Here is a 25,733-nt window from a genome sequence, read left to right as displayed (position 1 = left end):
GCCGTGGGCAGCCGCTATGAGAGCGACCCCGCCGTACACCTCGACCAGCCTCGCCAGGCTCAGGCCGTGAGTCCAGTACACAAGTAGCCGCCGAGAGGGACCGTTGCGGTGATCGTTCCAGCCGATGGTCGGAAGATCGTTGACAGGGTAGAAGTCGTCCGGGACGCTCGGTTGAGTCAGCCGGAGGGCGAGCCATGGGTGCAGATCGCAGGACGACGGGCCGCCTGTCGCTGGTCTGGCTGATCGCCGCCATCTTGGTCGTCGAGGTGCTCGGGCTCAGCCTCTCCACCTGGAGCGACGGCGGCTGGCAGTGGGGCGACCTGGTTCCCGCCGTCGCACTTCCCATCGTCGTCACATGGGTGTGGCGGCGCAGTCGGAACTGAGCGACCGCCCCTACGGAGCTGCACGTCACCACCGCCGTTACGCGACTGCGCTCGGAGGTGTCATGGTCGACGTTGGTTTGCCCTTCGGGCACAACTCGCCGGTGACCGATCGTCGGTCCGCTCCAGACGAGCGGCGGCGCAGTTCCAACACCCTTGCACAGCGGCCGGGGAGAACAACAGCGACCAATCACTCACGTCAACTGCTACGGCATCATGTCGCCATGTTCCGCCCTTGGAGCAACGTCGCCATCATCGCCGCCGCGCTCAGTGTCATGGCTTTGCACCTGATGGACGTCCGCGCCCGCGCCCGCCGCGGCGAACAAGGCTGGAGCCGGTCTCACATCCTAGGCGTCGCCAGCATGGCTTGTCTTCTGATCGCCAGCCTAGTCACCCTCCCCTGACTCCGGTCTTCGTCTGCGGCGGCGTGCATCGCCACCTCCTTTTCGCAGTGCGAGCGGAGTTCGCGCTCATGCCGCGCCCAGTGGGCAGCGAATCGGGGACGTCGCCGCCGACCACCACCCGCCCGGGGCCCCTTGCGTCGTCGCCACGCGAGTCTCCTCACCGGATGCCCGGCCCTTGGTGTCGCTGCCTCATTTCAGACCAGGTGCACCACAGACGCCTGAGCATTTCACTGCTGGAACGCCCAAGCCACCATGAGAGGCAACTCCTCTCGCCAGAACCGGCCGCCATGTGAGCCCGGCCGCTCGGTCAGCGCGACCTGCGCTCCGGCACCGCGCAGCGCATGCGCCCACCGCGTCGCGTTCTCGAGGAAGAACGGCTCCTGCCTGCCCGCGACCAGGTACGTGCGCGGAACCACGCCTCCTATCTCGGCAGGCGGTCGGAAGCCTCCACCGGGCGACGCGCACAAGATCGCTCCGTAGATCTCCGGGTGCCGTAACCCGAGGGCGAGCGACATCTCTCCACTCGCCGAGACACCGAACACGCCCGTACGGGCGGCGGGCAACGCAACGCCGAAACGAGAGTGCACCCACGAGCGCACGTCCCCGACGAAGAACCTCTCGTGCGCGGCGAACCGTTCCGGATCAAAACCCGGAGAGTACTCGTGGAGCCTCACCGTCTCGTCCGCCGCACGGTGTGCGGCGACGAGCATGGTGGGCGGTCCGCTGGCCGCCTCGAGAGCGCGGCCCCAAGGCGCAGTCACCTGGCCATCGCCGGCAAACACGACCGCCTCCGGCGGCCGAGCCGGGAGATACACCGTCACCTTCCGGCCGCCGTCGTACCCCAGCGTCTCGGTCACGCACTCTCCCATCACAGGCTCCATGTCGACAGGGTCGCGCAGCCAAGGGCGTACCGGCGACTCACCCGCTGACCTGCCAAGCCAGTTGAGCCTGCAACACAGACGACCGACTGTCGACCGCGCGCTGAACCGGCGAATGCTCGCTCTTGCCGCTCTTGCCGCCGACAGCGTCAAGCGCCGGCGAAGCGGAACGAACGGACCTCCAAATGGCGACCTTTCCCGGCGAGGCCAGTGGTACCAGGCAGCCTCTAGCGCAAGTACCTCCTTCGTCGGCGGCGCTGGCGCAACTCCTGAGTGATGGCGACGACTCCAGCGGAGATGAGAAGCGCAGCAGCGACTACTCGAAGCCACCGAGGATGAGACCAATCCATGGCGATCAGAAGGCCTAGACCGATCACCAAGCTGACGATGCCGTAGGTCGTCCTGACACCGTCCCGACGTCGATCCGCGCTCACAAGGTCCACTCTGCCCGACCGACGCCCGCTCATGCCGCGCGGCGGGCGGACGGGGAAGCAAAGGTGCCGTGCCTAAGAGTCGTCCGGCCGACTCGGGTGTCTCCAGCCTTCGTCGCTATCGTCGTGTGGACCGGAGCCTGGGAGCACGAGCGCTGCGGCAAGCCCGTCGTGCGCAACAACCGCGTCGACCTGCAGTGCCCGAGGAGCACAGCCGAGGAGAGCGAGCTCCGTCGAGAGTCAACTGACCTCGGCGTCGGCACGCGCTAACGGACCTGCCCACGACGCTGCTCCGAGTGGTACGGGGCGCCCGACCGGACTGCGGAAGTCAGTCACCCACGAGCGAGACGTAGCTGTCGCCCGGGCCGTTCTGGTCGACGCCGTCAACGAGGTTCGTCGCGGAGGTCTCGAAGGCGACGACCCTGCCGTCCGCGGAGATCGAGTCCACGAAGCAGTCGGCGTCAGCCGCGTAGCCCTCGGGGGTCGCACTCAGGACGCGCGTCGCGCCGGTGACCCGGTCGCGCAGGTAGACCTGCTCGTGGGCGACCCGCTCCGGGACGTAGCCGCTGAACGCAACCCTCCGGCCGTCCCTGGAGATCACCGGGATGCGCTGAACCCCGAGGTCGAGACGGCACCGCCCGCACCGGCGGACTGCGCCGTCGTGGTGGCGAGGACGGTGTCGCGGACGAACACCTGGGGGCGGCCCACGGAGCCCTTCGCCGAGGTCGTCGAGAAGGCCACGAAGTGCCCGCTGTCCGAGACCGACGGCGTCTCTCCCGTGGCCGGCGCTCCCGCGGCGAAGCCGGTGCTCACCAGACGGGTCGCGCCGGTCTGCAGGTCGCGGAGCGCGACGTCCAGCTCGCTGGAGTCGTCGTCGCCGGGCAGGGTCGCCGAGGTGCGGAACGCGAGGTACCGGCCGTCCGGCGACAGACTCGGCCGGTCCGACCGTCCGTGCGGGCTCTCGAACACCACGCGGGCTGCCCCCGTGCTCCGCTCCCAGAGCAGGATCCGAGTCGGGTCTGTGGAGGCGACGCGTACGGCTACGGCGATCCGGCTGCCGTCCGCGGAGACCGTCGGCGCGCCGTCCACGAAGCCCTGGCTCGAGGGGAACGCGAGCCGAGTGGTGCCGGTGCGGACGTCGTAGACCGCGAGCCTGGGGATCGCGAGGCCCGAGCCGGGCGCCGTCTCCGCCAGGGACACGAACGCGATCGTCGAGCCGTCCGCCGAGACGACCGGCGAGTAGGTCGACACCTGGGTGCCCGCAGGCGTGCCGGGAGGGAGCGCCACGGTCGTGCCCGTCGACCGGTTGCGGAGCACCGCGCCGTGGGAGGTGTAGGCGACGAGCTGCCCGTCGCCGGACAGCGACGCCGAGATCCCGGTGGTCGGCCCGGAGCCGAGGGTGCTCACCAGCTCGAGCGGGGGTGGGACGGGGAAGTCGGGGGCGGGCACAGGGGGCTGTCGGCCTCCGGCACGTACGCACGCGGTCCTGCCGCTTGCCGTCTAGCCGGAGGTCGACGCGCACCTGCTCGCCGAACGGGGTCGCCACGTGGATGACGGCATCGTCGTACTCGGCGAGGATCACCCGGCCATGGGCGGGGGTGTCGACGCTCGCCCAGTCGATGACCAGCCGGCGCTCGTTCGGGTTGGAGACCAGGATCGCCGCAACCGCCGGAGTGCTCTGCTCGCAGAGGGCCCGTCCCGTCACCGGCGAGCTCGTCAGCGCGTCGGCGGACGACGCCGTCCCGAGACTGACCGCGGCGCCTGCCGCGAGAGCGACTGGAGCGCCACGTGTCTTCTGGTACCCCTGCAGCACTATTCGCTCCTCGTCCGACCAGCCCTGCGACGGTCCGCTCGGCCGCCCGGGCGCCATCCCATCGGTTGAGGACCGCGACGTCCAGCGGGCGGTGGGAGGACCGTCCGCGCGAGCGGACCGCTACAGCCGCCCTCAGTCGGCAGCACCATGCGCCGGCTCGAGCACAGCGCCGACCGCAGGCACCCGAGGCGAGCTGGAGACCGGGCAAGGACCCACGGGCAGTCCCGCGCTCCTGGCCTGGGAGCTCGTCCCACGTCACCGGGTAGAGACGCCCATCTGGCGGTTCAAGAGGGGCGGGCAAGAGACGATGGACACTGCATGAGCGGCTCCGCGGTCACCGCCAGTCCACGGGCCGTCGGCCTGTGCTCGGCCAGCCTCTGCGCTGTCATGTGCGCCACCCTCTGCACCGCCCTGCTCGTGGGCGCCACCACCCACGCCGCGGCAGCCGCAGTGACTGCCACCGTGTCCGCCGGGGCGCTCCTGGTGACCTTGGAGCTCATGCGCTCCGTACCCACCTGGCTGCGGCCTCGGCGCACCCGGTGCCGCCAGGGCATCAGCAACACCGCCATCGGGCTCCTCGCCGGTTCCGGACCCGGCTGGATCGTGCTCGCCGCCACCACGCACGCGGCGCCGGCGGCAGCGGCCACCAGCGTCTGGTTCGTCCTCCACCTGGCCCTCTGGCGCGAGGTGCACCTCGTTGACCGGCGCTGTCTCAAGCCCACGCTGAGCGCCGCGGCAGCCTCTGGCGCGGCCGTCGCCGTCGGGTGGGTGGCCGGACTCGCCGTCCACCGTGCCGCCATGGTCACTGGAGCCACCCTCGGAACCATCACTCTCACCTGCACCGCCCTGGCGGTCAGGACCGCCTTCCGGGCGCCGACGACCACCGGGCTGAGCGCCACCGCGCTCGCCGTCGGCACCACCGAGGGGGTCGTCTACCTCGTCGGAGGAGCCGGCCTCGGCGGTGTCCTGCCGACGGGTACCTGTTCGGCCGGATACCTGTTCTTCGGCCTCATGGCGCTGGCCGCCAACGGACCGCGACTCGCCCGGGTCGCGCTCCAGAGCATGGCAGCTACGCCCGGCAGCCTGAGGCAGCGCACCGCGACCTGAGGCGCGGGCAGCAGCCGAACGACGAGTGCACCTGGCGCAACGTCCGGTGATGAGCGAGGGAGCCGCAGACCGACGAGGTGGCTCTGCCCTCGAGCCTCGCTACTGCTGGGGCTGCGGCGTCGAGCTGCGTCGTCACGGGGGCACCACGTCGCCCGGCACTGAGCACAGGTGCCGGACGCCATCCGCCGGCTCGGGACCTGCGCCGACGTCAGCGTGGTCCTGACACGTCGACGTCGACCGTGCACTGCCCGGCCCTCGGCTGACCGTCCATAACGGTCACACCACCCTCGATCCGACCGACTGGCACGACGAGGGATGGACCGACCTGGGGCAGCTCGAGACGGCTGTACTGGTTGTAGAAGTCGATCAAGTCCGAGGCGTTGCACTCTGCCACCAGGAAGGTCCTGTGCAGGGCGGGATGCGGGTCCACGACAGCCGATCCTGACCATCGTCCGACCGGACGAGCATGCCTCCCGGAGGCGGTTGGGCGAAGCTGACCGCCTCCCACGCCTGCCAGTCCGCCGCCCCTGAGCAGCCGACCAGGCATGTGAACGCGACAGCACCTCTGCCCAGGACGCGGCGGTCGGTAGCTCGCCTCCGGGCTCCCACCCACGTCTGGCGACCCGGCCGCTGCAACCTCACAACTGTCTCTCGACCGCCCGCCCGCGGCACGCAGGATTCCGGCGTACGCCGCACCCCCGCACCGGATCGCCTGCGCGACTGCGATTGCTGAAGCGCGGCGACTGGCGGCCGTCCCCACCTTGACCTGCTCGGGTGGACGTCACCACAGGGCCGTTCTGCCGGCCCGACGTGGGTCAGGGGCGGGCGAGCCAGTCGACCACGCGAACGAGCGCGCGTCCCGACGAGAACCGGTCTGGCATGGTTCGCTCGAGCATCCCGGTGGGGGCATTCGTGCTGTGACGACGTGGGGGGGCCAATGGCCGAGGTGACCGCCGCCTTCAAGGCCTCAGTGAGGAGTGGTGCTGGCTGTCCTCGCGGTCGGAACGTGGTGCTGGGTCGCTCTGCTCATCGCCCACGCGACGCGCGGCGGGTGCCAAGCCCTCGGCACTCAGGCAGAGTGCACGGCGTACGGCTCCGCAGCGTTCCACCTGACCCTCACCTTTGGTGTCGCCCTTGCCAGCGCGGTGTTCAGCACCGCCGGGACCGTGGGCGCCCTGACGGCGGGCTACGTCCTGCGCCACGTCACCGAGCCGGCGGCACTTCCCTGACGATCGGCAACCCAGGCGCGAGGGAGGCGTTCCGCCTGCCTGAGTGGAGACAGAGCGTCCTCCAGTCAAGCAGTACCAGCCCTCCGTGCACGTCGGTGCCGTTGGACCAGAGCGGAGATGCGTCGCGCGAGCGCCCGCGCGTCGTCCTCGTCGGGCACGAACAGGAACAGGCACGCGGCTTCGCTGTCAGCTTCGATCCGCTCGGCGAGCCCCGGGTCGACCCGCCGCACCTCCTCCAGGACGGCTGTCTCCGCTGCGAGCGCGTTCGGCAGCCCGAGGACCTCGTCCAGGTGATCGTCTCGGACGACCCACTGGTCACCGTCCGCGCCGGCAAGGACCTCGACCGGGTAGGCGATCCGCTGCGGTCGCCTGCCCACGCCCGAGCGCCCGGCGGCCTCCACCTCCCCCGCCTCCACCACGCAGTCGTGCACGGGCAGATCAACGGGCAGCCCTCGGCTCTCGAAGGCCAGCTCGACCGGGATGACCGCCTCGGGCGCCCAGAAGCCGCCGCCGTCCAGGTCGAACTCCCACAGGTCGCGGCGACCGTCGGGCTGGATCTGCTCTGCCCGGCCCAGCCGCTGGGAGCCGCGCCAGGTCTCACCGAGCCATCGCGGCTGCCGCTCGAGGAACCATCGCAGGTACTGCATCGGACGCTCAGCCGGGCGCACGGACGGATCGCGGCCGAGGACTCGCGCGAGCGGCAGACGGACCCACCGCCCATCCACGACGTCGTCCAGTGCCTCGAGCGACGTGCGCCAGACCGCGTGCCCGTACGTCCAGGTCCCGAGCAGCAGCGCGCTGTCCCCCAGCACCAGCAACCCGTCCGCCAGACGACCCTGCTCGTCCATGCGCTGCCCCCGGGCGTCCAGGCTCTTTCGAACCCTTGCTCCGAGAAGATCCGCGCAGTCACGCCGCCCTATGCTGCACGACCCGAGGACCGGCTTGCGGGCGCCGGTGCCGACAGGCGAAGTCTGCGGTGACCGCGAGGAGCGCGGGACCCCACAGGAGCAGTGGCGCATAGGCCGCAGTCATCACTGCGCCCGCCAGCCCGTTCGGCGCCTCGGGGTCACCGTTGTTCTCCGGGCCTGTCCACATCCACGCGGACGCACCCGTGAAGAGGCACACCGCCAGGCCGCCCGCCGTGGCGACAGCGACCACCAGCACCGGAGGCACGCGACGACCGCCCAGCACCGGCACCCACTGCGGCAGCACCTCACCCCACGGGCTCACCAGCCCGAGCGTCAGCAGACCCAGGGCCTCCGTCAGCACGCTGAGCACGAGGACGTACGCGGTGATCCACCAGCGGTGCCGCGAACTCCCTAGCCAACGAGCCGGAGAAGCCGACCGGCACCCCCAGGCCCAGGCGATCCGCCACAGCGAGGACGGGATCGCGAGCACCGGGACCCCGTGCGCGAGCAGTCGCGCTCAGTCGGGGGCCGGCCGCAGGCCTGTCGCTGTCGTCGTCGCCGTCATGACGAACCTCCACCGCTCGCTGGCTCTCGACCAGATGCTCGCGCTGGTGCACTGTGAGCAGCCTGAGCGCACCTGAGTCCGCTCACAGCACGAGCGGCCTCGTCAGCAACCGCGTACTGGTCTCAGGTGGTTGGCCCTACGGGCCGGAGGCTGCAACGGGTGCCTGACCACGCCCACCGCTGCGCCCGCCGGGACAGGTGTCGGAAGCCGAGCAGGCCGGCGGTGACGGCAGGTCGAGCCGCTCGTGCGGGTCGAGCACCTCGGGCTTCTCAGCACTATCGGCACTCCTGCCGATGGCGCGCCGCGACTCCGATCTGTACCGTCGGACGCACCCTGACGAGAGGCGCTGCCCCATGGCTGTCGACCGAGGACTGCTCGCGATCCTGAAGGCCAAGCCCGGCAAGGGCGACGAGCTCGGCGCCTTCCTGAGGAAGGGCCGCGAGCTGGCCGCCCAGGAAGAGGGCACCGTGACCTGGTACGCGTTCCGGCTCGACGACACGACGTACGGGATCTTCGACACCTTCGAGACCGAGGAAGCTCGCCAGGCGCACGTGAACGGTCAGATCCCCGCGGCGCTCCAGGACGTCGGCTCGGACCTCCTGGCCGAAGCGCCCGACATCAGGCCGATCGACGTGCTCGCGGTCAAGTAGCGCGCCATGACCGTGCCGACCATCCGGACCGTGTCCCTCCCGGGCGGGAGCGCCGTCCCGGCGCTGGGACTCGGCACCTGGTACATGGGTGAGCGGTTCGCCAGCCGCGACACCGAGCTCGCCGCCCTGCGTACGGGCATCGAGAGCGGCCTGACGCTGATCGACACCGCCGAGATGTACGGCGACGGCGCCGCCGAGGAGCTGGTCAGCGAGGCCATCGCCGGGCGACGCGACAGCGTCTACCTCGTCAGCAAGGTGCTGCCCAGCCACGCCACCCGACGAGGGACGGTCGAGGCGTGCCAGGCCAGCCTGCGGCGGCTGGGCACCGACCACCTCGACCTCTACCTGCTGCACTGGCGCGGGCGAGTGCCACTGGCCGAGACGGTGGCGGGCTTCGAGGACCTGGTGCAGGCGGGGCTCATCGGCGCCTGGGGCGTCAGCAACTTCGACGTGCCGGACCTCGACGAGCTGGCCTCGGTGGCGGGCGGAGCCCGGGTGCAGACCGACCAGGTGCTCTACAACCTCGGTCGCCGCGGCCTCGAGCACGACCTGCTGCCGAGGTGCCGCGCCTCTGGCATGCCCCTGATGGCCTACTCCCCCGTCGACCACGGCCGGCTGCTCGAGCATCCCGCGGTCGTCGACATGGCCGAGGCGAAGGGAGTCACCCCGGCCCAGCTGGCGCTCGCGTGGGTGCTGCGACTCCCCGAGGTGTTCGCCGTCGTGAAGGCCTCCACTCCAGCCCGGGTGAGGGAGAACCGGGCCGCGACGGAGATCGGCTTCAGCGACGCGGAGCTCGCCGAGCTCGACCGGTTGTTCCCTCCGCCGTCCGGCAAGGTGTCGCTCGAGATGCTCTGAGGGCCAGGAGCCAGACGATCAGCCCGGACCGCTGGAGCTCCGGACGACCAGCTGGTGCGGCACGATGACCCCCTGGTGCGCAGGCTCTTCCTCGTCGTGCAACCGGGCCGAGTCGCGCAGGGACCGGAGCCGCAAGGCCAGGCGGCCCGCCGCCTCGCGGGCGATCGCCGACAGGTCGGGCGACACGGTCGTCAGCGTGGGGGTCGCGTAGCGACCGTCCTCGATGTCGTCGAAGCCCACGAGAGCGACGTCCTGCGGGACGCGTACGCCCTCGGACAGCAACACGTGCAGGGCGCCGAGCGCGAGCTCGTCGGTGAAGCAGAAGAGCGCGTCGAAGGACACGCCGTCGTCGAGCAGACGGCGTACGGCGGCAGCGCCCGCGTCCCGGTGCAAGGACGTCACGGGGACCTCGAGCGCGGGGTCGTGCGGCACCCCGGCCTCGGCCAGCGCCCGCGCCCATCCGCCGCGCCGCAGGCGCGCCGCCTCGCGGGCGACGGGGCACCGGGTGCCCACGGCGGCGATCCGCCGCCGGCCGACCGAGACCAGGTGCGCGGTGGCGTCCCGGGCGGCGAGCTCGTTGTCGATGATGACGTGGTCGGCGACCGAGGTGTCGACGTGCTCGCCCAGCAGCACGAGCGGCGCGTGGTCGCGCCTGCCGCGCAGGTCCTCTGGGCCGAGGCCCCACGGGCTGAAGAAGACGCCGTCGACCATCTGCGCGCGTACGCCGTCGAGCAGCCGGCGCTCGCGCTCCGGGTCGCCGTGGGACTGCTCGACGAGCAGCGTCCAGCCGTGCTCCTCGGCCGCGACGCTGAGCTGCGCCGCCAGGGCGGAGAAGTACGGCGAGTCGAGCTCGGGCACCACGAGCGCCACGATGTCGGAGCGCCCGAGGCGCAGGCTGCGCGCGGCGGCGTTCGGGCGGAAGCCCAGCTCCGCCATCGCCTTCTCGACGCGCTCGCGGGTCTGCACTGAGACGTACGGCGCATGGTTGACGACGTTCGAGACCGTCCGCTGCGACACGCCGGCCCGCAGCGCGACGTCGCGCATGCTCACCGCCACGCCCCACCCCCTCGTCCCGGTTGCCGAGTGCTCATCGTGCCAGGGAGCGGAGCCCTTGCCACGTAGCATGCTACGTGGCAATATGCGAGGACCGAGAAGTCGAGGAGGACTCCGCATGACCGTGACCGTGATCCGCGAGACCGACGAGCTGCCCGTGCCGCCGGGTGCAGACGAGGAAGCGACCGAGATCGTCCGTGCCATCTACACCGAGGGCATCACGGCGAAGAAGGGCGCTTTCAGCCGCGAGTTCGCCGAGCGCATGCGCGAGGACATCGACGTCGCGTTCGAAGAAGCGCGCGACCGGCCCGGTGGAGCCGTGGGACGCGGCCCCAAGCGCTGGTACGTCGAGATCCACCCGGAGCAGCTGCGCGGCTTCGTCGAGATCGTCGACCACCCGTGGGTCCGCAAGGTGTGCGAGTCCGTGCTCGGAGCGGACTACCGGATCGTGGAGGTCGGCTTCGACATCCCGTTCGCCGGCGCGGTCTACCAGCCGTGGCACCGCGACTACCCGATGCCCGAGCTGACCCGCCGCGAGGGCCGCCTCAACAGCCTGCACTTCAACCTCACCGCGGTCGACACGGAAGAGGACATGGGCCCGTTCGAGATCGCGCCCGGCACCCAGTGGGACTGGTCCGAGGACTTCGGGCACCAGATGTTCCCGCCTCGGCCCTACTACCCCCGCTACGACGAACGAGCCATCCGCAAGTACCCGATGATGGGCGACATCTCCGCCCGCACAGCGCTCACGATCCACCGCGGCACGAAGAACTACTCGCAGAAGTCCCGTCCGGTGCTCGTCATCGGCGTCGACTCCCCCGGCGCCGGCATCGCCGAGAAGCACGACCTCGCCGTCACCAAGGCCTACTGGGAGCAGCTGCCGCAGAGCGTGCGCGACCACATGGTCTGCCCCGTCGTCGACGAGCTGACCCCGATCACGCAGAAGCACACCATCGAGGGCCTCGTCATGGGCGAGGCCGAGTAGTTCAGGCGAGCGGCTTCCAGGGTCCTGAGGCGAGCCCCGGCGCCTGGTTGCGCGTCCACCACTTCGCCACGTACCTCTTGCCCTGGTGGACCACCACGTCGCCGGCGGTGAAGATCCGCGACGGCGTCCAGACGACCGAGCCGTCGGGGGTGGTCAGGAGCTGCTCCCACGGACCGTACGCGTACCCCGGCGCCTGGCCGCGCGTCCACCACAGCGCCCGCCAGGTGGAGCCGTTGTAGTAGACGAGGTCACCCGCGGTGTAGATGCGGGTCGAGGACCAGGCCGGCGCCGAGGGCAGGTCGAGCCCGACGACCTCAGGGTCGTGGTCGGACGCCGCGAACGGGTCGCTGCCGTTGAACAGCAGCGTCGCGTTGTAGTTGTAGCGGCTGTACGCGTAGGCGACCGCCTCCTGCGCGTTGATCTGCCAGGTGTCCGCACCCGTCACCATGGCCAGCGCCGCCGGGTTCGCCAGCACGTGGTCGAGCGAGCCCTCGAGCCCGTCGAAGGAGTACGTCTGCTCGGCCGGGTCGAACCGGCTGCCGAGGTCGGTGTAGCCCGCTGAGTACAACGTCTCCAGCGGGTCCTCGTGGGTGTAGGCGTTGAAGTCGCCGAGCAGGAACACGCGGTTCGTGCCCAGCGACGACGCGACCTGCGAGGCGAACGCGACGACGTCCTGCGCCTCGTGGACGCGGGTGGCGTTGAAGGCGCCCTGGTCGTTGGCCGGCGAGGACGTGTCCTCCTCGTCGCCGGGGTAGAGCGGCGCGCCCGACCCCTTCGACTTCCAGTGGTTGGCGACCGCGACGAAGGCGTTGTCGTCGGTCGCGCCGACCTTCTTGAAGCCCTGCGCCAGCGGCTCGCGGGCGATCGAGAACGACTGCCCCGGCCCCGACTTGTCGGCCAGCACGAACGACGAGCCGACGAGCGAAACGTTCGCGGGCTTGTAGATGAACGCCGTGCGGATCACGTCCTGCTGCGCCAGCGGCGGCAGCTCGTCCGCGGAGGGCGACGGCGCGTACGCCCACACCGTCGACCCCGCGGCCGCATTCAGCGCGTCGACCAGGCCGGCGAGCGCGGTGTCGCGCGGCTCGCCGAACCAGGCGGAGTTCTCGATCTCCTCGAGCGAGACGATGCTCGCGCCGAGCCGGTTGATGCCCGTGACGATCTTGGCCTGCTGCCGGGCGAAGCTCGCGGCGGTCGCTGCCCCGCGCGGCCCGGGACTCGTGCCGTCGGTGCCCACGCAGGTGTTGTCCCCGATGTGGTTGCCCTGACGGTCGTTGTAGTAGGTGCAGGTGCCGAGGCCCTGCGCGACGTACTGCTCACCCGTCATCGCGAAGTAGTTCTCCACGTTGAACGTGGCCATCCGCACCGACCCGCCGACGTCGGCCGGCTGCTGGTTCGCGGCCCGCCGGTCGCTGAAGGTCGCGACCGCCGACCCGTCGTCGGTGACCTGGGCGGTCGGCTGGAGGTTCCACGACGAGTTGCGGAAGTCGAGGACGACCGGCGAGTGGAAGCTCACCTGTGCACCGATGCTCACGGCATGCGTGGGCGTCAGCCAAGGCAGCGGGACGCTGGAGTTGGCCGCCGAGCTGAAGTTCAGGCTCGAGCCGTCGTCGAGCGTGATCGCCCGCGCGGCGTTGTCGGCCACCACCGCCTGTGCCTCGGCGCTGCCGGCCCGGCCGACGTCGGTCGGCTGGCGCAGCGGAGTGGTGCCTGCCGCCAGGGTGAACGAACCGTAGAAGTTCGCGTCGTAGTTGTCGGTGACGGTGAAGGCGCCGTGCGGCGCGAGCAGCTCACCCTCGTGCGCCTCCTTCTCGGCGGCGGTGTCGAGCGCGGCCCACGCCAGGGCGGCCGGCTGCACCGGCGGCAGCGCGGCGTCCAGTCGGGTCACGACCGGGCTGCTGATCTCCGTCTCGCCCTTGAACTCCGACACCGATCCGGTGACCTGGACGCTCTCACCAACGCTCACCTGCGCCGCCGCGGCCGACCCGAACACGAAGATCCCGTCCGAGGCGCCCGGCGTGGCGTCGGTCGTGCCGCCGGCGCCGCCGGTCTCGAGGAAGAAGCCGTTGAAGCCGCCGGTCGGGTAGGCCGCCGTGACCACGCCGGTGGTCGTCACGCTGCGGCCGGCGAACGGTGAGGTGTCGGTGTCGGTGCCCTGGATCTGCGCGATGGTCACGGGCGCCGCGGGTTCGGCGACCACGAAGTCGAAGGTCGCAGAGCCGCTCGCACCGGTCGAGTCGGTCGCGGTCACCGTGACGCTCGACGTGCCGGCCGCGCTCGGCGTGCCGGAGATGACGCCGTCGGCGGAGATCGCGAGGCCGGCAGGGAGGCCGGCGGCGGTCCACGCGTACGGTGCGGTGCCTCCCGACGCGACCACAGTCAGCGGCGTGATCGCGGTGCCGGCGGTCGCGTTCTGCGTGCCAGGGCTCGTCACGGACACCGCGGTGGAACCGCCGTCCGAGGCGGCGTTCTGCGGCGTCGGGGTGGCCGTCGTGAAGTCCGCGGCGTTGTTGTCGGTGTCGGCGCCGTTGGCCGCGCGCTGGTAGCTGAGCACCACCGAGTTCCCGCTCGCAGCGCTGCCTTCCGGTGAGTTGCTCGTCCCCCAGCCGATCTTGTCGATCACGGCAGGGTCCGTCGGCAGCACGCCGGTCCTGCTGGCCGCGACGACGAGCGTGCCACCTGCCGCACCCGGGTTGACGCTGCCGCCCGTGGAGAGGTCGGGCGTCGGCAGCGGCGCACCGGGGTTGGTGGTGGAGCCGTTGCCCGGCAGCATGACCAGGAAGTGGCCGTGAGCAGCGACGCTGCCCGTCAGCGGGAAGACCTGGGAGCCGCTCGGGGTGCCGGTGGAGGTCGCCGCTCGGTACTGCAGCGTGTCGCCGGTCAGCGAGACCGCGCTCGAGCCCGGGTTGTAGAGCTCGACGAACTTGTTGAGGTAGCTCGCCCCGGCGGAGCCGCCGTTGACGTAGACCTCGCTGATCACCAGGCCGGTGCCGTCGGGACTGGCGAGCGCGGGCGTCCCCACGGCCGCCAGGGACAGCGGCAGGAGCACAGCGGCACACCGACGAAGAAGCGCTCGGGACACAGGGCCCGACCTCCCAGCGATCGCGAACAGCGGACTCCGGCACGCTAGGCGCCGGTCGCCGACATCGAGCCGACGAGAACGTGAACGAATGGTGACAGGCCGGGGCATCTTCGTCGAGGGTCCCGACCTTTGGGAACGTTCGTTCTTGACTGGTCGTTCTCATAGCGCCTAGGGTTCTGGGCATGGGCCGGCCACGAGGGTTCGACGAGGTGCACGTCGTGGCAGCCGCTGCGCAGCTGTTCGTCGAGCGGGGCTACGAGGGCACGTCGGTCGACGACCTCGTCACCTCCCTCGGCGTGCACCGCGGCAGCCTCTACCGGGCCTTCGGCAGCAAGCGGGGGCTCTTCGTCACGGCCCTGCGGGGCCACGTGGCTCGGCTGGACGAGCCCGACGCACGGACCACCGGAGCGTCGCTCGACCTGCTGCTCGTCGCAGCGCTCGAGCTCGCACCTCGCGACGACGAGGTACGCGCGCTGCTCGAGCGCGCCTGCACCCGGCTCGCGTCGGCGTCAGGCACCGGAGACCCGGCCGCAGTGCTGGGTGCCCGGCTGCTGGCCCGCGCCGGCCTTCCCCTCCCCACTGACCGGACGGAGCACCAGCGATGACACGCATCACCCTCTCCGACGACCGCCTCACCGTGTCCCTCGAGGGACTCGACCGCCTGTGGGCACTGAAGGGCAGCATCACCGTGCCGCTGCAACACGTGCGGGGCGCCACGGCCGACCCGGGAGCGGTCCGCGAGCCCAAGGGCGTACGCGCCCCGGGCCTGCACGTACCCGGCGTCGCCGCCGTCGGGACCTTCCACCGCGAGGGCGAGAAGGTCCTCTGGGCCGTCCACGACGGCGCGGACGCCGTCGTCATCGAGCTCGTCGACGAGGACTACGCACGGCTCGTCGTCGAGGTCGACGACCCGCGCGCCGTCGCAGACGAGGTGAACGCCGCGGCGCAGCGCGCGGCCGGCTGAGCGCGGAGGCGCGAGCCAGCGCCGCTCACCTGCTCAGCGCGCCGTAGTCCTGAGCCCTGAGCGCGCGGTCGGTGAGCGTGCCGTCGGGCAACGGCGCGGCGAGCTGCTCGCCCTGCCGGCTCAGTTCGACCGCCTCCACGCCGCGCAGCGAGGTCGAAGTCAGGACGATCTGCGCCACCGCGTACGGCGCCTGGTCGACGTCCGAGCTCGCGGTGACGCCGGCCAGCTCGACGCGCGCGACGGCGTTCGACACTCCCAGCAGGCGCAGGGTCAGTCCAGGCGGCAGCGCAGTGCCGATCCCCCGCTGGCGCTCGCCCGCCGACGGCCCGGCGGCCAGCGCCGTCAGCAGCTGGCTGAGCTGGTCGAGACCGTTGCCCGTACGCGGTGGTGCTGCCACCGGCTCCAGCTGACGCTGCCGGGTGAAGTAGACCCGTGGCTGCCCGTCGGGGACGGCTGCGTCGGAGGCGGTCGTCGGCCCGGGCGCGGGCGTGTCGAGCAGGCCGTAGGGCACAGCCGCGCGAGGCTCCAGCTCTGGCGTCGAGCGCTGCTGCACGCCGCAGGCGCTCACGACGCAGGCGGCGGTGAGGAGCGCGGCGAGGGCCGCACCGGCGCGGGGGGTCACGAGTCCGCCGCCGGCAGCGTGGTGCGGAAGCGGGCGCCGCCACCCGGGGCTGCCTCGCACCCGACCCGGCCACCGTGGGCCCTCACCGTCTCGGCGACGAGGGCGAGCCCCAGACCGGTGCCTGCGCTCGAGCCCCTGCCGCCCGAGCCGGTGGCGAAGCGCTCGAAGATGCGCTGCCGCTCGGAGTCGGCGACGCCGGGACCCGCGTCGTCCACGAGCAGGGTGATGGTGCCAGCACTCCGCTCGAGGCGCACCGCTCGCGCGCCGCCGCCGTGCCGGTCGGCGTTGTCGAGCAGGTTGGTGACCATCCGGGCCAGAGCCAGCTTGTCGCCGCGGACGGGCAGCCCGCCCGCCGGTGCGTGGAGGAGCTCGAGCGACCTGCCTGTGTCGCGCAGCACGTGGCGGAGCAGGTCACCCAGGTCGGTCGGCTGACCGTTGATCACTGCGTCCTGCGGACCCGCGTCGGCACGGGCCAGCTCCAGCAAGCCCTCCAGCAAGCGGTGGAAGCGGGCCAGCTCCCCCGTGGCCAGGGCGAGCGCCTCCGCGCGGCGCTCGGGGCTCTCGTGGTGGCGGGCCTGCAGCCGCTCGATGCTGGCCGTCAGGGTCGTCAGCGGCGAGCGCAGCTCGTGGCTGACGTCGGCGGCGAACCGCGCGTCACGCTCGGCCCGCCGCTGCAACGTCTCGATCATCGCGTTGAAGGCCGACACGATGCCCGAGAGCGCCGGGTCGCCCGACTCGGGCAGCCGCAGGCCGAGGTCGCCCGCGGTGATCCCCGCCGCCGTGCTGGTGAGCGGAGCCAGGGGACGGAGCGCTCGACGCCCCAGCCACAGCCCGAGCAGGGCACCGAGCACGGCGGCGGCCAACGCTCCACCGGCGAGCACCGTGCTGAGCACCCTCAGCGTGGTGCGCAGCTCCTGCAGCGGCACCACCTCGTAGACCGTGATGCCTACCGCGGGCACCGGCACCGCGATCACCAGGCTGAGGTCGCCCCCGACGCTGGTCGGCATGTGGGCCACGCGCTGTCGCCCCTCGACCTCGAGCAGCGCACGGGGGATGGCGTCCGCGTCGAGGTCGAACGACGAGGAGTACCAGGCTCCGGAGCGGTGGACGAACACCGCGGCCGCGCCCTGCGGGTCGAGCGCGTCGAGGGCCTCGGCCGGGCTCGTGCCGGTGGTGCCGAGCTCGTCGCGCAGGAAGCTCGCGTCGAGGTAGGCCTGGCGCAGCGACGCGGACTCGCGCTGCTGGGTCAGGACGCCGCGCGCCAAGAGGTACGCGGCGCTCGCGAACACCGCGCACACGACCAGGACGGCCAGCGCCACCGCGGTGGCGACCCGGAGCCGAAGGCTGCCCCGGCCGTAGGGCCGCGGAGCTCGGGCCGGCGCCTCCTGCGGCCTAGTGGCGGGCAAGGCGGTAGCCGAGCCCACGCTCGGTCACGACGAGCACGGGGTTGCTCGGGTCGGGCTCGATCTTGAGGCGCAGCCGCCTGATGTGCACGTCGACGAGCCGCTCGTCGCCGTAGAAGCCGCGGTCCCAGACGCTCTCGAGCAGCTGCGGCCGGCTCACGACGAGCCCTCCCGCGCCGCAGATCTCGCACAGCAGCCGGAACTCCGTAGTGGTGAGGTGGATCCGCTGGTCGCCGCGGCGAAGGATCCCCTCCCCCGGCGACAGCACGAGCGGCGCGTCGCCCCGACCGTCGATGACCACGGTGTCGGCACCCGCCGGCCGCCGCAGCGCCGAAGGCGTCGGGCGGTGCAGCCGGCGCCGGAGCGCGCGTAGGCGCGCCACGATCTCGGCGACCTGGAACGGCTTCGTCACGTAGTCGTCCGCGCCCGCCTCCAGGCCCGAGACGACGTCGCGGGTGTCGGACCGGGCGCTCACCACCACGATGGGGATGTCGCTCCACCCGCGGACCTCCGCGATGCAGGCGAGCCCGTCGGTGCCGCCGAGCATGATGTCGACGAGCATGAAGTCGGCGGGGTGGGAGCGCATCGCCGTGATGGCCTGCTCCGCGGAGCTGGCCTCGCCCACGTCGTAGCCCTCGTCCTCGAGCCCCATGCGCAGCACCGACCGGATGCTGTCGTCGTCCTCGACGACGAGCACCCGGTCGGTCACCTCACCAGTCTCTCGCAGCGCCACCGGGCGCTCCGGCCCGGTACGCCCTACAGCGTGCTGGTCAGCATGGTGCGCGCGAGGTTCTGCAGGGCGGCGCTGGCGCCCGGCGTCACGTCGGTCCTGCCGCGCGAGTAGGTGAACTGCTTGCGGAACGCGCGCAGGTGGTAGATCTCGAGCTTCTGGTTGCCGTGGGCCTCGTCGCGCGCGATCTGCTGCGCGCGGTTGCGCAGGCTGTGCAGCAGGTTGTCGCGCAGGTCGCCGGAGGCGGCGTAGCCCTCGATCATCTGCTTGAGCGTCACGCTGAGGCCGGGCACGACGGTGCCCTTCGAGGCCGTCTCGCCGCAAGCGGTGCCGCTCAGCGTGACGCTGGTCGGGTTGGCGTTGACCCCGTCTGCGATGAATCCGACCGTCAGCTGCTTGCCTGGCTGGATGGTGCGGTTGAAGGCCAGCGGAGTGGCGGTCACGGTGGCGCCGTCCTGCTCCCAGGCGGCGCTCCACAACTTGGTGACGGTCTGCCGGGTGCCGCCGAACGTGAAGGTCAGCGTCCAGTCGCTGATGGGAGCTGTGCCGGTGTTCCAGAACCGCAGGGTCGAGGTGAACCCGGTGTGTCGCCCGTTCCAGGCGCCGTTGAGCTTGTAGGTGGCCTTGCACGAGTCGACCGTGGTGGTGGGCGCGGGCTTGCCGGAGTCCGCCGACGCCGTCGACGCGAGGCTGCCGGTCAAGGCCAAGGCGGTCGCGCCGGCCAGGGCTGCGGCAGCGGTTCGGCTCGTCTGCAACTTCACGTGGTCCTCCTGTCAGTGGTGGCTCGGAACGCCACCGCCCCCGTTCCTACCGTCGCGCCGCACCACCAGTCCATGACAACGGGATGACAATCCGCTCGTCGAGGTGAGCAAGCCGCGGGAGCCCGACGTCGCTGCGGCGACGGGCCACGATCACCGCCGCCAGCCCGAGGTTCGCGACGGCGAACCAGCAGGGGTAGAGCAGCGCGGCCGACCTGTCCCCCACCGCTCCCGCCGCGCAGGCGCCGGCGAGGCCCGCCAGTGCGTACGACGACGGCGTCTCCGACCACGGGTCGCGCCAGCTCTTCGGCAGCATGAGCAGGCAGGCGACCGCGTCAGCCGCGATGACGCCGGCGATCGCGAGGACGGGGTCGTCGCAGACGAACCACGCCACGAGCCCGCACCCGGCCAACGCCATGAGCGCGACCTCGGCCGCAGACGTACCACCCTCGCCCCTCGAGATCGAGAGCAGGAACGTCGCGACGATCGACACCGCTTGCACGGCGAGCGCCGCGACGCTCCAGTCGAGGCGCTGGTCCGCCTGCGCGCTCAGCGCCAGGACGCCGAGCACCGACCACAGAGCCCACGTGCCGCGGTGCGGACGCGTACGCCGCCGCAGCACGTCGCGGAGGTAGGGCACCGGGTCGATGCAGCTCAGAGCCGCCCCTGCACCACCGAAGACCACCGTCGTGGCAGCTCCCGACATGCGGCACCCCCTCCGCCCCTCGGTAGTGAGGAGGGAGGGGGCGCCGTGGTGATACCGGCGAGGTGCCGGGACTCAGTAGTGCAGGCCGAACCCGAGGCGGTAGAGCGGGTGCGCGCTGTCTGCGGGCAGGTCGGACTTCTGCGTGGCCACTGCGGCCATCGACGACGGCAGCTCGAACGGCAGCTTGCCGTCGGGCTCCGCAGCGCCGGTGACGACCGAGAGCAGCGCGTCGTCGCTGATGCCGAAGTTGGCGAGGATCGCACTGGTCTTGGGCTCGAGAGCGGTCAAGATCGCCGGCCGGTCCATGTAGACGCTGACGATCGTCGGCACCTTGGCGCTGATGGCGGAGATCGCGTCGAAGTCCGGCTGGCCGGGCGCGAAGGCGAGGTTGCCCTCGTGCTGCCGGCTGCCGAACGTGTAGTTCGGGTGCAGCGTCTGGAACGGCGTCGAGGTGCGGGCGAGCGCGACGTCAGCGTCCTCGGGACGCGTGACGACAGTCAGACCAGCCCGCCGTGCGGCCGCAGCGTCAACGCCGTAGAGGTAGACCTTGGTGCCGCTGCGCAGCGGCAGCACCTTCTTGCTCCCGGGCACGCGGGCGTTCTTCAGCAGCACGGTCGAGCGCTCCTGCGCTGCGGTGGCCTCCGCCTGGAAGCCGGCGTTGCCGACGATGCGCGCAGCGGCGGCCGGGTCGACGTAGGCGTTCTCGAACAGCCCCTGCTGGAACTTCTGCGTCAGCACGCGCATCACCGAGGTGTTGACGCGAGCGACGGTGAGCTTGTGCTCCGACACCGCCTGCACGATCGGCGCCGAGTCCTCGGTGCCGCCGAACTGGTCGATGCCCGCGTTGATGCCCTTGGCGTAGCGGTCGACGACCGAGAGGCCCTCGACGCCCCAGTCGGTGCCGAACCCGACGAAGCCGGGCGTCTGGCCGGCGGGCCAGCCGTTGGTGCAGTTGGCGTCGCAGGTGCCGGTGATGCCCCAGTCGGAGAGCACGACGCCGTCGAAGCCGTAGGTGCCGCGCAGCAGGTCGGTCAGCATCTGCTTGCTGTAGCCGGCTCCGACCTGCTCCAGCGGCGCACCGTCGATGCTGACGCCCTTGATGATCGAGTAGGTCGGCATGACGCCCGCAGCACCGGCCTGGAAGGCGCCCTTGAAGGCGTCGAGGTGCCTGAGGAAGCTGCTCGTGCTGGTGAACGTCGCGTACTTGCCGTAGGCGTTGTGGCTGTCGAAGCCGTTCTCCTGGGCGCCGTAGCCGCCCCAGTGCTTGACGACGGTGAGGACGCTGTCCTGGTTGAGCCCGTCGCCGCCGGCCTGGAAGCCGCGCACGTAGGCCCGCGCCATCTTCTTGACGACGGTGGCGTCCTCGCCGAAGGTGCCGTTGATGCGCGCCCAACGCGGCTCGGTCGCGACGTCGGCCTGCGGCGAGAGCGCCATCGTGATGCCGACGGCGCGGTACTCCTGGCGCGCGATGTCGCCGAAGCGGCGTACGAGCTGTGCGTCCCTGGTCGCGGCGAGCCCGGTGGTCTCGGGCCACTGCGAGAACGAGCCGGACTGGACGCTGGCGCCCGGGACGTACTGGAACGAGTTGCGCGGGTCGGTGCTGATGGTGAGCGGGATGCCGAGGCGGCCCTGCTCCGCGATCTGCTGGAGCGCGTTGTCCTGTGCGGCGAGCGAGTCGGCGGCGCCCGACAGTCGCGTGATGGCGCTCGTGACGTGCTCGCCCTGGATGATGGCGCGCGCACCGGCGAGGTCGTAGCTCGAGCCCCCGCCCGGCACCGACGCGCTCGCCGTCGGCAGGGTGCCGTGCACCATCGTCGCGGCCTTCTCGGCCAGCGTCATGCGGCCCACGAGGTCGAGCGCGCGGGTCTTCGCAGGCTTGCGCCAGTCCTCGTAGGTGTCGAGACGGCCGTTGCGGTCCAGGTCCTTGAACACCAGGCCGGACACGTGCAGCAGCGGCACCCCGCGGGCGCCGAGGACGGCCTGCGGCGTGGTGCTGGCGCTGCTGGGCGCGGCGGCGAGCGTGCCTGCCGCGCCGGCTCCGAGAGCGAGGGCGAGCCCCACCAGGGGCAGGCGGCGTCGTCTCACAGGGGACCTCCAAGGTCGTCGTCCGGGGAGATCCGGAGCCTAGACCTACCGACCGGTAGGTGGGTAGTTCCGTTACCGGATCGGTACGTCCCTCCGCACGGCTAATGTTCCCTCCACAACAGAGCAGGCCCGGACGAGGAGACCGCATGACACCGCCGCACGACGGGGCCGTGCCGACGCCGCGCCACGAGCTCAGCCCGGTCGGCTCCGCCTTCGACAACGCCCCGATGGCGATGGTGCTGTGCTCGGACCGAGGAGTGGTCCAGCAGGCGAACCCCGCGTTCGACGCCCTCCTCCGCCGGCCGGCGGGGGCGCTGCTCGGTACGCCGCTCTTCGACGTCACGCACCCCGACGACGTGCCCGCCGCGCACGAGGCCTGCGACCAGCTCAGCCAGCGCGGCGGCACCAGCCGCTTCGAGTGCCGCTTCGTCGTCGACGGCGGTGAGGCGGTCGGCGTGCTCGTCGCGTCCCGGCTGGTCGAGGAGCCCGACGGCTCCCGACACATCGTCATGGTCATCGACGACGTCACGGACCGGCGCGCGGCCGAGGCCCGGCTCACCGAGCTCGCCCTGCACGACCCCCTCACCGGCCTGGCCAACCGCCGCCTCTTCGACGACCGGCTCGCCCAGGCGCTGGCTGGCCGCCGCCGCGCCGAGGGCAGCGTCGCGGTGCTCTACCTCGACCTCGACGGGTTCAAGCAGGTCAACGACGTGCACGGGCACGCCGCGGGCGACGCCGTGCTGCGCGAGGTGGCCGCCCGCCTCCAGAGCGTGCTGCGTCCTGCTGACACCGCGGCGCGCGTCGGCGGTGACGAGTTCGCCGTGCTGGCCGTCGACGTCAGCGAGGAGCAGGCAGCAGCGCTCCTCATCCGCGCCGTCCAGGCGGTGGAGCAACCGGTCCCCTACGGCGACGAGGAGTTCCGCCCCCAGGCGTCCGCGGGCGTCGTGACGGCGAGCGCCTCCGAGGCGGCCGACGAGGTCCTCCACCGCGCCGACCGCGCGATGTACGACGCGAAGACGCGCACGCGTACGCAGTGACCCGCTGCCTCCTAGCCGGACGCCACCAGCGCGGCGCCGAGGATCCGACCGGCGTCGGGGAACCGCGTCGGGTCCTCGCCGGCGAAGTTCAGGCGGATGAAGGGTCCGGACGGTTCGGCCGGGAACCACTCCGTACCAGGAGCGACCACCAGGCCACGGGCGCTGCACTCGCGCACCAGGAGCTCGACGTCGGTCCCTCCGGGCAGCCGGCACCAGAGGTTCAGGCCCCCGACCGGCACCCGTTCGACGTCGACCTGCGGGGCGTGCATGCGCACGCTGTCGACGAGCAGGTCGCGCCGGGCGCGCAGCTGCGGCCGCAGTGCGCGCAGGTGCGCCGACCAGCGCGGCTGCGTGACGACGTCGAGCGCCGCCGCCTGCAGGACACCGCTGACGTACATCGACTCCGCCGCCCGGTCGGCGAGGATGCGGTCTCGAGCCGGACCACGGGCTACCACGGCAGCCACCCGCAGTGCCGGCGACACCGACTTCGTGAGCGATCGCAGGTAGATGACGTGACCGTCGTCGTCGAGCCCGACGAGCGGCCGCGGGTCCGCGTCGATCGCGAGGTCGTGCGCCCAGTCGTCCTCGACGAGGAACGCGCCGTGCGCCCTCACCGTCTCGAGCACGGCCCTGCCCACCTCGGGCGACCACGACGTGCCGGCGGGGTTGGCGAAGGTCGGCTGTGCGTAGAACACCCGCGCGCCCGTCGAGGTGAGCGCGCGGGCGAGCTCGTCGACGTCGGGCCCGTCCGGCCCTGAGGGCACCGGCACCAGCCGGACTCCCGCCTGCTCAGCAGCGAGGATCGCTCCCCAGTAGGTGGGCGACTCGATCACCAGAGGGCGGCCGTGGCCCACCAGCGCGCGGAAGATCGAGCTGAGCCCGCTCTGGCTGCCGGGGATCACCAGCACGTCGTGGGCCGAGGGTGCCGGGACGTCCGCAGGCGTGCCCGCCGCCACCTGCGCTGCGAACCACTCGCGCAACGGCAGCAGTCCGGCGGCCTCCGCCCGCACGAGCGCGTGCTCGCTGCGGACGGCACGGACGAGCGCGGGGCGGACGAGGTGCTCGGGCAGCAGGTCCTTCGCGGGGTAGCCCGAGTGCAGCCCGATCGCATCCGGGGCGGAGGTCCGCTGCGTGGAGGACACGGTCATCCGGGCGGGAAGTGCGCCGAGCGCCGCGGTCTGCCAGCTGTGGTCGGCCGGTCTCGTGGCGCGCGCGCCACGCACGAAGGTGCCCACGCCCGGGCGGGTCTCCACGAGCCCGAGGGAGGTCAGCTGCCGCAGTGCCTTCTGCACCGTGACGGGGCCGGCACCGTGCGCCAGCACGAGCGCGCGGTTCGACGGCAGCTGAGCACCGGCGGGAGCCGAGGCGATCCACGGGAGCAGCGCCTCGACGATGCGCGTTGCGCTATCGTTGGCCATGACGCAACAGAGTAGCGCTATCCATGTCGCCCCGGCAGTGCTACCGGAGGCGTCGGGCCTCGCGTGGGGGTTCCTCGGCGTCACCGCCTTCTCCTTCACCGTCCCCTTCACGCGCGTGGCCGGGCACGACGGGCTCGCACCCCTGTTCATCGGCGCGGGGCGGGCCGTCGTGGCCGCCCTGCTGGCCACGGTCGCCCTGCTGGCCACCCGGCAGGCGCTGCCGAGCGCGCGCCAGTGGCTGCGACTCGCAGTGGTAGCAAGTGGCGTGGTCGCCGGCTTCCCACTGCTCACCTCCTTCGCCCTCACGCGCACCCCGGCCAGCCACGGCGCCGTCGTCATCGGCCTGCTGCCCGCCGCGACGGCTGCGGCTGCGGTGCTCCGCGGCCGGGAGCGGGTGTCGCCGGCCTTCTGGACCTCGGCCGGTCTGGGCGTCGCTGCTGTGGCGCTCTTCGCCGCCGTGCACGACGGCGGCCTCGGCTCCCTGCACTGGGCCGACGCCCTGCTGCTCGGCGCGGTGCTGGCCGCCGCGGTCGGCTACGCCGAGGGCGGTCTGCTGTCCCGCGACCTCGGCGCCTGGCAGACGGTCTCGTGGGCGCTCGTGCTGGCCGCGCCGGTCATGCTCGCACTGTCCGGAGCCTCAGCGCTCCACACGCACCCGTCGGGCACGCCCCACCAGTGGCTGGCGTTCGCCTACCTCAGCTGCATCAGCATGTTCCTCGGCTTCTTCGCGTGGTACCGCGGCCTGGCCATCGGCCCGATGACCCGTGTCAGCCAGGTGCAGCTCGTGCAGCCGGTGCTCAGCATCGCGTGGGCGGCACTGCTCCTGCACGAGCACGTCGGCCCCGCCACGGTGCTCGGCGGGCTGGCGGTCGTCGCCTGCGCGGGCAGTGCCGTGCGCCGCCGCCGGCCGGTCACGCCAACACGTGCGGCAGCGGCCCGTCGAGGAACCCCCGCAGCGTCTCGATGAACGCCTGCGGCTGGTGCTCGTGCACGAGGTGGCCGGCGTCGATCGTGACCAGGCGGGCGTCGGGCATCGCTCCCACCAGGTCAGCGACCTGCTCCTGCGGGATCGAGCTGCTCGCTCCCCCGCCGATGACCAGGGTCGGCGCCGGCACCGTGGCGACCACCTGCCGCCACCGCGGGTCGGGGTCGTCCACCTCGGGGCGCACCTGCTCCACCACGCGCCAGTCGAACGCCAGCTCTCCCGGCGGCCGCGACGGCGGTGCCGGGGTCCGCGGACGCAGCAGGCCGACGTCCTCGAGCACCAGCCTGCGGACCAGCTCCGGACGAGAGGCGGTCGCCGCCAGTGCGACCAGCCCGCCCAGCGAGTGGGCGACCAGGTCGACGGGCTCTGCGGACAGTCGCGGGAGCAGCGCCGCGACGTCGGCGGCCAGCAGGCGTACGGAGTAGGTGCCGGGCCAGTCGCTCCCGCCGTGGCCGCGCAGGTCGACCGCGTGGACCGTGCGCGTGTCGACCAGGGCGGCAGCGACGACGTCCCAGTCGTCCGCCGTCTCGGCGGTCGCGGGCAGCAGCACCACCGTCCGCCGCGGCGACTCCGCCCTGGTGCGCCAGGTCTTGACCGCCAGCGTGACCTCGCCGGCCACGACGCGCGTCCGCTCCACCATGCTTCCCAGGCTGCCAGGCCGCGCGTACGGTCGCGCACGGGAGGT

At 72.1% G+C, this 25,733-nt stretch carries 25 protein-coding genes; 10 read left to right on the top strand and 15 right to left on the bottom strand.

Going from position 1 to position 25,733, the window contains the following annotated elements; translation table 11 throughout:
• The first annotated feature begins 194 nt into the window (after positions 1-194).
• The gene (locus tag CLV35_RS15150) at positions 195-383 is read left to right on the top strand and encodes a hypothetical protein (RefSeq protein ID WP_121194308.1); all 189 of its coding nucleotides are present in this window, start codon (positions 195-197) and stop codon (positions 381-383) included.
• Between the two features lie 628 nt (positions 384-1,011).
• Here the strand turns inward: CLV35_RS15150 and CLV35_RS15140 are convergent.
• The 3 genes from CLV35_RS15140 to CLV35_RS15130 all read right to left on the bottom strand — a co-directional run bounded on the left by CLV35_RS15140 (position 1,012) and on the right by CLV35_RS15130 (position 3,542).
• Positions 1,012-1,665: an alpha/beta hydrolase gene (locus CLV35_RS15140; RefSeq protein WP_121194306.1), complete on the bottom strand. Its 654-nt coding sequence runs from the start codon at positions 1,663-1,665 to the stop codon at positions 1,012-1,014.
• Positions 1,666-2,421: 756 nt separating this feature from the next.
• Complete coding sequence (locus tag CLV35_RS15135) at positions 2,422-2,694, bottom strand: TolB-like translocation protein (RefSeq protein WP_121194305.1); 273 nt, start codon at positions 2,692-2,694, stop codon at positions 2,422-2,424.
• Positions 2,691-3,542, bottom strand: a complete 852-nt coding sequence (locus CLV35_RS15130) for a PD40 domain-containing protein (RefSeq protein ID WP_121194304.1) — start codon at positions 3,540-3,542, stop codon at positions 2,691-2,693. Before CLV35_RS15130 ends, CLV35_RS15135 begins: the two co-directional genes overlap by 4 nt.
• Positions 3,543-4,224: 682 nt before the next feature.
• Between CLV35_RS15130 and CLV35_RS15125 the strand changes: the two genes are divergently transcribed.
• Entirely contained in the window at positions 4,225-5,013 is a 789-nt protein-coding gene (locus CLV35_RS15125; RefSeq protein ID WP_121194303.1) for a hypothetical protein, read from the top strand.
• A gap of 980 nt (positions 5,014-5,993) precedes the next feature.
• Positions 5,994-6,242 (top strand): hypothetical protein, encoded by a 249-nt coding sequence (locus tag CLV35_RS15115; protein ID WP_121194301.1) that lies wholly within the window; start codon positions 5,994-5,996, stop codon positions 6,240-6,242.
• 65 nt (positions 6,243-6,307) lie between these two features.
• On the opposite strand, the gene CLV35_RS15110 is transcribed toward CLV35_RS15115, so the two are convergent.
• Both CLV35_RS15110 and CLV35_RS15105 read right to left on the bottom strand, forming a co-directional pair.
• Complete coding sequence (locus CLV35_RS15110) at positions 6,308-7,090, bottom strand: hypothetical protein (protein WP_121194300.1); 783 nt, start codon at positions 7,088-7,090, stop codon at positions 6,308-6,310.
• Positions 7,091-7,148: 58 nt separating this feature from the next.
• Positions 7,149-7,511 (bottom strand): hypothetical protein, encoded by a 363-nt coding sequence (locus tag CLV35_RS15105; RefSeq protein ID WP_147431986.1) that lies wholly within the window; start codon positions 7,509-7,511, stop codon positions 7,149-7,151.
• Between the two features lie 557 nt (positions 7,512-8,068).
• Here CLV35_RS15105 and CLV35_RS15095 point away from each other — a divergent pair.
• Together CLV35_RS15095 and CLV35_RS15090 are read left to right on the top strand one after the other, a co-directional pair.
• A complete protein-coding gene (locus CLV35_RS15095) occupies positions 8,069-8,365 on the top strand; it encodes a putative quinol monooxygenase (RefSeq protein WP_121194297.1) in 297 nt (98 codons plus the stop codon).
• 6 nt (positions 8,366-8,371) lie between these two features.
• Complete coding sequence (locus tag CLV35_RS15090; protein ID WP_183062005.1) at positions 8,372-9,220, top strand: aldo/keto reductase; 849 nt, start codon at positions 8,372-8,374, stop codon at positions 9,218-9,220.
• Positions 9,221-9,238: 18 nt separating this feature from the next.
• Here CLV35_RS15090 and CLV35_RS15085 read toward each other — a convergent pair whose 3' ends face one another.
• On the bottom strand, positions 9,239-10,264 hold the full coding sequence (locus CLV35_RS15085; RefSeq protein WP_231121866.1) for a LacI family DNA-binding transcriptional regulator: 1,026 nt from the start codon (positions 10,262-10,264) through the stop codon (positions 9,239-9,241).
• Positions 10,265-10,391: 127 nt separating this feature from the next.
• Here CLV35_RS15085 and CLV35_RS15080 point away from each other — a divergent pair, with 127 nt between their 5' ends.
• A complete protein-coding gene (locus CLV35_RS15080; protein WP_121194295.1) occupies positions 10,392-11,258 on the top strand; it encodes a phytanoyl-CoA dioxygenase family protein in 867 nt (288 codons plus the stop codon).
• A 1-nt stretch (position 11,259) separates the two neighbouring features.
• On the opposite strand, the gene CLV35_RS15075 is transcribed toward CLV35_RS15080, so the two are convergent.
• Entirely contained in the window at positions 11,260-14,307 is a 3,048-nt protein-coding gene (locus CLV35_RS15075) for an ExeM/NucH family extracellular endonuclease (protein WP_231121844.1), read from the bottom strand.
• 215 nt (positions 14,308-14,522) lie between these two features.
• Between CLV35_RS15075 and CLV35_RS15070 the strand changes: the two genes are divergently transcribed.
• The gene (locus tag CLV35_RS15070; protein WP_121194293.1) at positions 14,523-14,945 is read left to right on the top strand and encodes a helix-turn-helix domain-containing protein; all 423 of its coding nucleotides are present in this window, start codon (positions 14,523-14,525) and stop codon (positions 14,943-14,945) included.
• Entirely contained in the window at positions 14,942-15,304 is a 363-nt protein-coding gene (locus tag CLV35_RS15065) for a hypothetical protein (protein ID WP_121194292.1), read from the top strand. The genes CLV35_RS15070 and CLV35_RS15065 overlap by 4 nt, the downstream gene beginning before the upstream one ends.
• A 25-nt stretch (positions 15,305-15,329) precedes the next feature.
• Here CLV35_RS15065 and CLV35_RS15060 read toward each other — a convergent pair whose 3' ends face one another.
• The 6 genes from CLV35_RS15060 to CLV35_RS15035 form a co-directional block, all read right to left on the bottom strand.
• Complete coding sequence (locus CLV35_RS15060) at positions 15,330-15,926, bottom strand: GerMN domain-containing protein (protein WP_183062004.1); 597 nt, start codon at positions 15,924-15,926, stop codon at positions 15,330-15,332.
• The gene (locus tag CLV35_RS15055; RefSeq protein ID WP_147431985.1) at positions 15,923-17,332 is read right to left on the bottom strand and encodes a HAMP domain-containing sensor histidine kinase; all 1,410 of its coding nucleotides are present in this window, start codon (positions 17,330-17,332) and stop codon (positions 15,923-15,925) included. The genes CLV35_RS15060 and CLV35_RS15055 overlap by 4 nt, the downstream gene beginning before the upstream one ends.
• On the bottom strand, positions 17,319-18,038 hold the full coding sequence (locus CLV35_RS15050) for a response regulator transcription factor (RefSeq protein WP_121194361.1): 720 nt from the start codon (positions 18,036-18,038) through the stop codon (positions 17,319-17,321). Before CLV35_RS15050 ends, CLV35_RS15055 begins: the two co-directional genes overlap by 14 nt.
• Before the next feature lie 47 nt (positions 18,039-18,085).
• Entirely contained in the window at positions 18,086-18,820 is a 735-nt protein-coding gene (locus tag CLV35_RS15045) for a cellulose binding domain-containing protein (protein WP_121194289.1), read from the bottom strand.
• Positions 18,821-18,866: 46 nt separating this feature from the next.
• Positions 18,867-19,523, bottom strand: a complete 657-nt coding sequence (locus CLV35_RS15040; protein WP_121194288.1) for a hypothetical protein — start codon at positions 19,521-19,523, stop codon at positions 18,867-18,869.
• 72 nt (positions 19,524-19,595) lie between these two features.
• Positions 19,596-21,608: a glycoside hydrolase family 3 protein gene (locus CLV35_RS15035; protein WP_121194287.1), complete on the bottom strand. Its 2,013-nt coding sequence runs from the start codon at positions 21,606-21,608 to the stop codon at positions 19,596-19,598.
• 146 nt (positions 21,609-21,754) lie between these two features.
• On the opposite strand from CLV35_RS15035, the gene CLV35_RS15030 reads away from it, so the two are divergent.
• A complete protein-coding gene (locus CLV35_RS15030) occupies positions 21,755-22,645 on the top strand; it encodes a GGDEF domain-containing protein (RefSeq protein WP_183062003.1) in 891 nt (296 codons plus the stop codon).
• A gap of 11 nt (positions 22,646-22,656) precedes the next feature.
• On the opposite strand, the gene CLV35_RS15025 is transcribed toward CLV35_RS15030, so the two are convergent.
• The gene (locus tag CLV35_RS15025) at positions 22,657-24,063 is read right to left on the bottom strand and encodes an aminotransferase-like domain-containing protein (protein ID WP_121194285.1); all 1,407 of its coding nucleotides are present in this window, start codon (positions 24,061-24,063) and stop codon (positions 22,657-22,659) included.
• Here CLV35_RS15025 and CLV35_RS15020 point away from each other — a divergent pair.
• The gene (locus CLV35_RS15020) at positions 24,062-25,030 is read left to right on the top strand and encodes a DMT family transporter (RefSeq protein ID WP_121194284.1); all 969 of its coding nucleotides are present in this window, start codon (positions 24,062-24,064) and stop codon (positions 25,028-25,030) included. The two genes, CLV35_RS15025 and CLV35_RS15020, sit on opposite strands and share 2 nt — an antisense overlap.
• Here the strand turns inward: CLV35_RS15020 and CLV35_RS15015 are convergent.
• Complete coding sequence (locus CLV35_RS15015) at positions 24,975-25,688, bottom strand: alpha/beta fold hydrolase (protein WP_121194283.1); 714 nt, start codon at positions 25,686-25,688, stop codon at positions 24,975-24,977. The genes CLV35_RS15020 and CLV35_RS15015 overlap by 56 nt on opposite strands.
• Positions 25,689-25,733: the final 45 nt, after the last annotated feature.

The organism is Motilibacter peucedani, assembly GCF_003634695.1.
GTDB lineage: Bacteria > Actinomycetota > Actinomycetes > Motilibacterales > Motilibacteraceae > Motilibacter > Motilibacter peucedani.
Note: the sequence above shows the minus strand (reverse complement) of the source record. Positions and strands in the feature narration are given on the sequence as shown.

What these genes read in the sequence shown, in the direction of transcription:
- CLV35_RS15065 (WP_121194292.1), top strand. Translation starts at nt 14,942, where the DNA reads ATGACACGCATCACCCTCTCCGACGACCGCCTCACCGTGTCCCTCGAG.
- CLV35_RS15020 (WP_121194284.1), top strand. Translation starts at nt 24,062, where the DNA reads ATGACGCAACAGAGTAGCGCTATCCATGTCGCCCCGGCAGTGCTACCG.
- CLV35_RS15125 (WP_121194303.1), top strand. Translation starts at nt 4,225, where the DNA reads ATGAGCGGCTCCGCGGTCACCGCCAGTCCACGGGCCGTCGGCCTGTGC.
- CLV35_RS15090 (WP_183062005.1), top strand. Translation starts at nt 8,372, where the DNA reads ATGACCGTGCCGACCATCCGGACCGTGTCCCTCCCGGGCGGGAGCGCC.
- CLV35_RS15040 (WP_121194288.1), bottom strand. Translation starts at nt 19,523, where the DNA reads ATGTCGGGAGCTGCCACGACGGTGGTCTTCGGTGGTGCAGGGGCGGCT.
- CLV35_RS15095 (WP_121194297.1), top strand. Translation starts at nt 8,069, where the DNA reads ATGGCTGTCGACCGAGGACTGCTCGCGATCCTGAAGGCCAAGCCCGGC.
- CLV35_RS15070 (WP_121194293.1), top strand. Translation starts at nt 14,523, where the DNA reads ATGGGCCGGCCACGAGGGTTCGACGAGGTGCACGTCGTGGCAGCCGCT.
- CLV35_RS15140 (WP_121194306.1), bottom strand. Translation starts at nt 1,665, where the DNA reads ATGGAGCCTGTGATGGGAGAGTGCGTGACCGAGACGCTGGGGTACGAC.
- CLV35_RS15025 (WP_121194285.1), bottom strand. Translation starts at nt 24,063, where the DNA reads ATGGCCAACGATAGCGCAACGCGCATCGTCGAGGCGCTGCTCCCGTGG.
- CLV35_RS15015 (WP_121194283.1), bottom strand. Translation starts at nt 25,688, where the DNA reads ATGGTGGAGCGGACGCGCGTCGTGGCCGGCGAGGTCACGCTGGCGGTC.
- CLV35_RS15150 (WP_121194308.1), top strand. Translation starts at nt 195, where the DNA reads ATGGGTGCAGATCGCAGGACGACGGGCCGCCTGTCGCTGGTCTGGCTG.
- CLV35_RS15110 (WP_121194300.1), bottom strand. Translation starts at nt 7,090, where the DNA reads ATGGACGAGCAGGGTCGTCTGGCGGACGGGTTGCTGGTGCTGGGGGAC.
- CLV35_RS15030 (WP_183062003.1), top strand. Translation starts at nt 21,755, where the DNA reads ATGACACCGCCGCACGACGGGGCCGTGCCGACGCCGCGCCACGAGCTC.
- CLV35_RS15085 (WP_231121866.1), bottom strand. Translation starts at nt 10,264, where the DNA reads ATGCGCGACGTCGCGCTGCGGGCCGGCGTGTCGCAGCGGACGGTCTCG.
- CLV35_RS15080 (WP_121194295.1), top strand. Translation starts at nt 10,392, where the DNA reads ATGACCGTGACCGTGATCCGCGAGACCGACGAGCTGCCCGTGCCGCCG.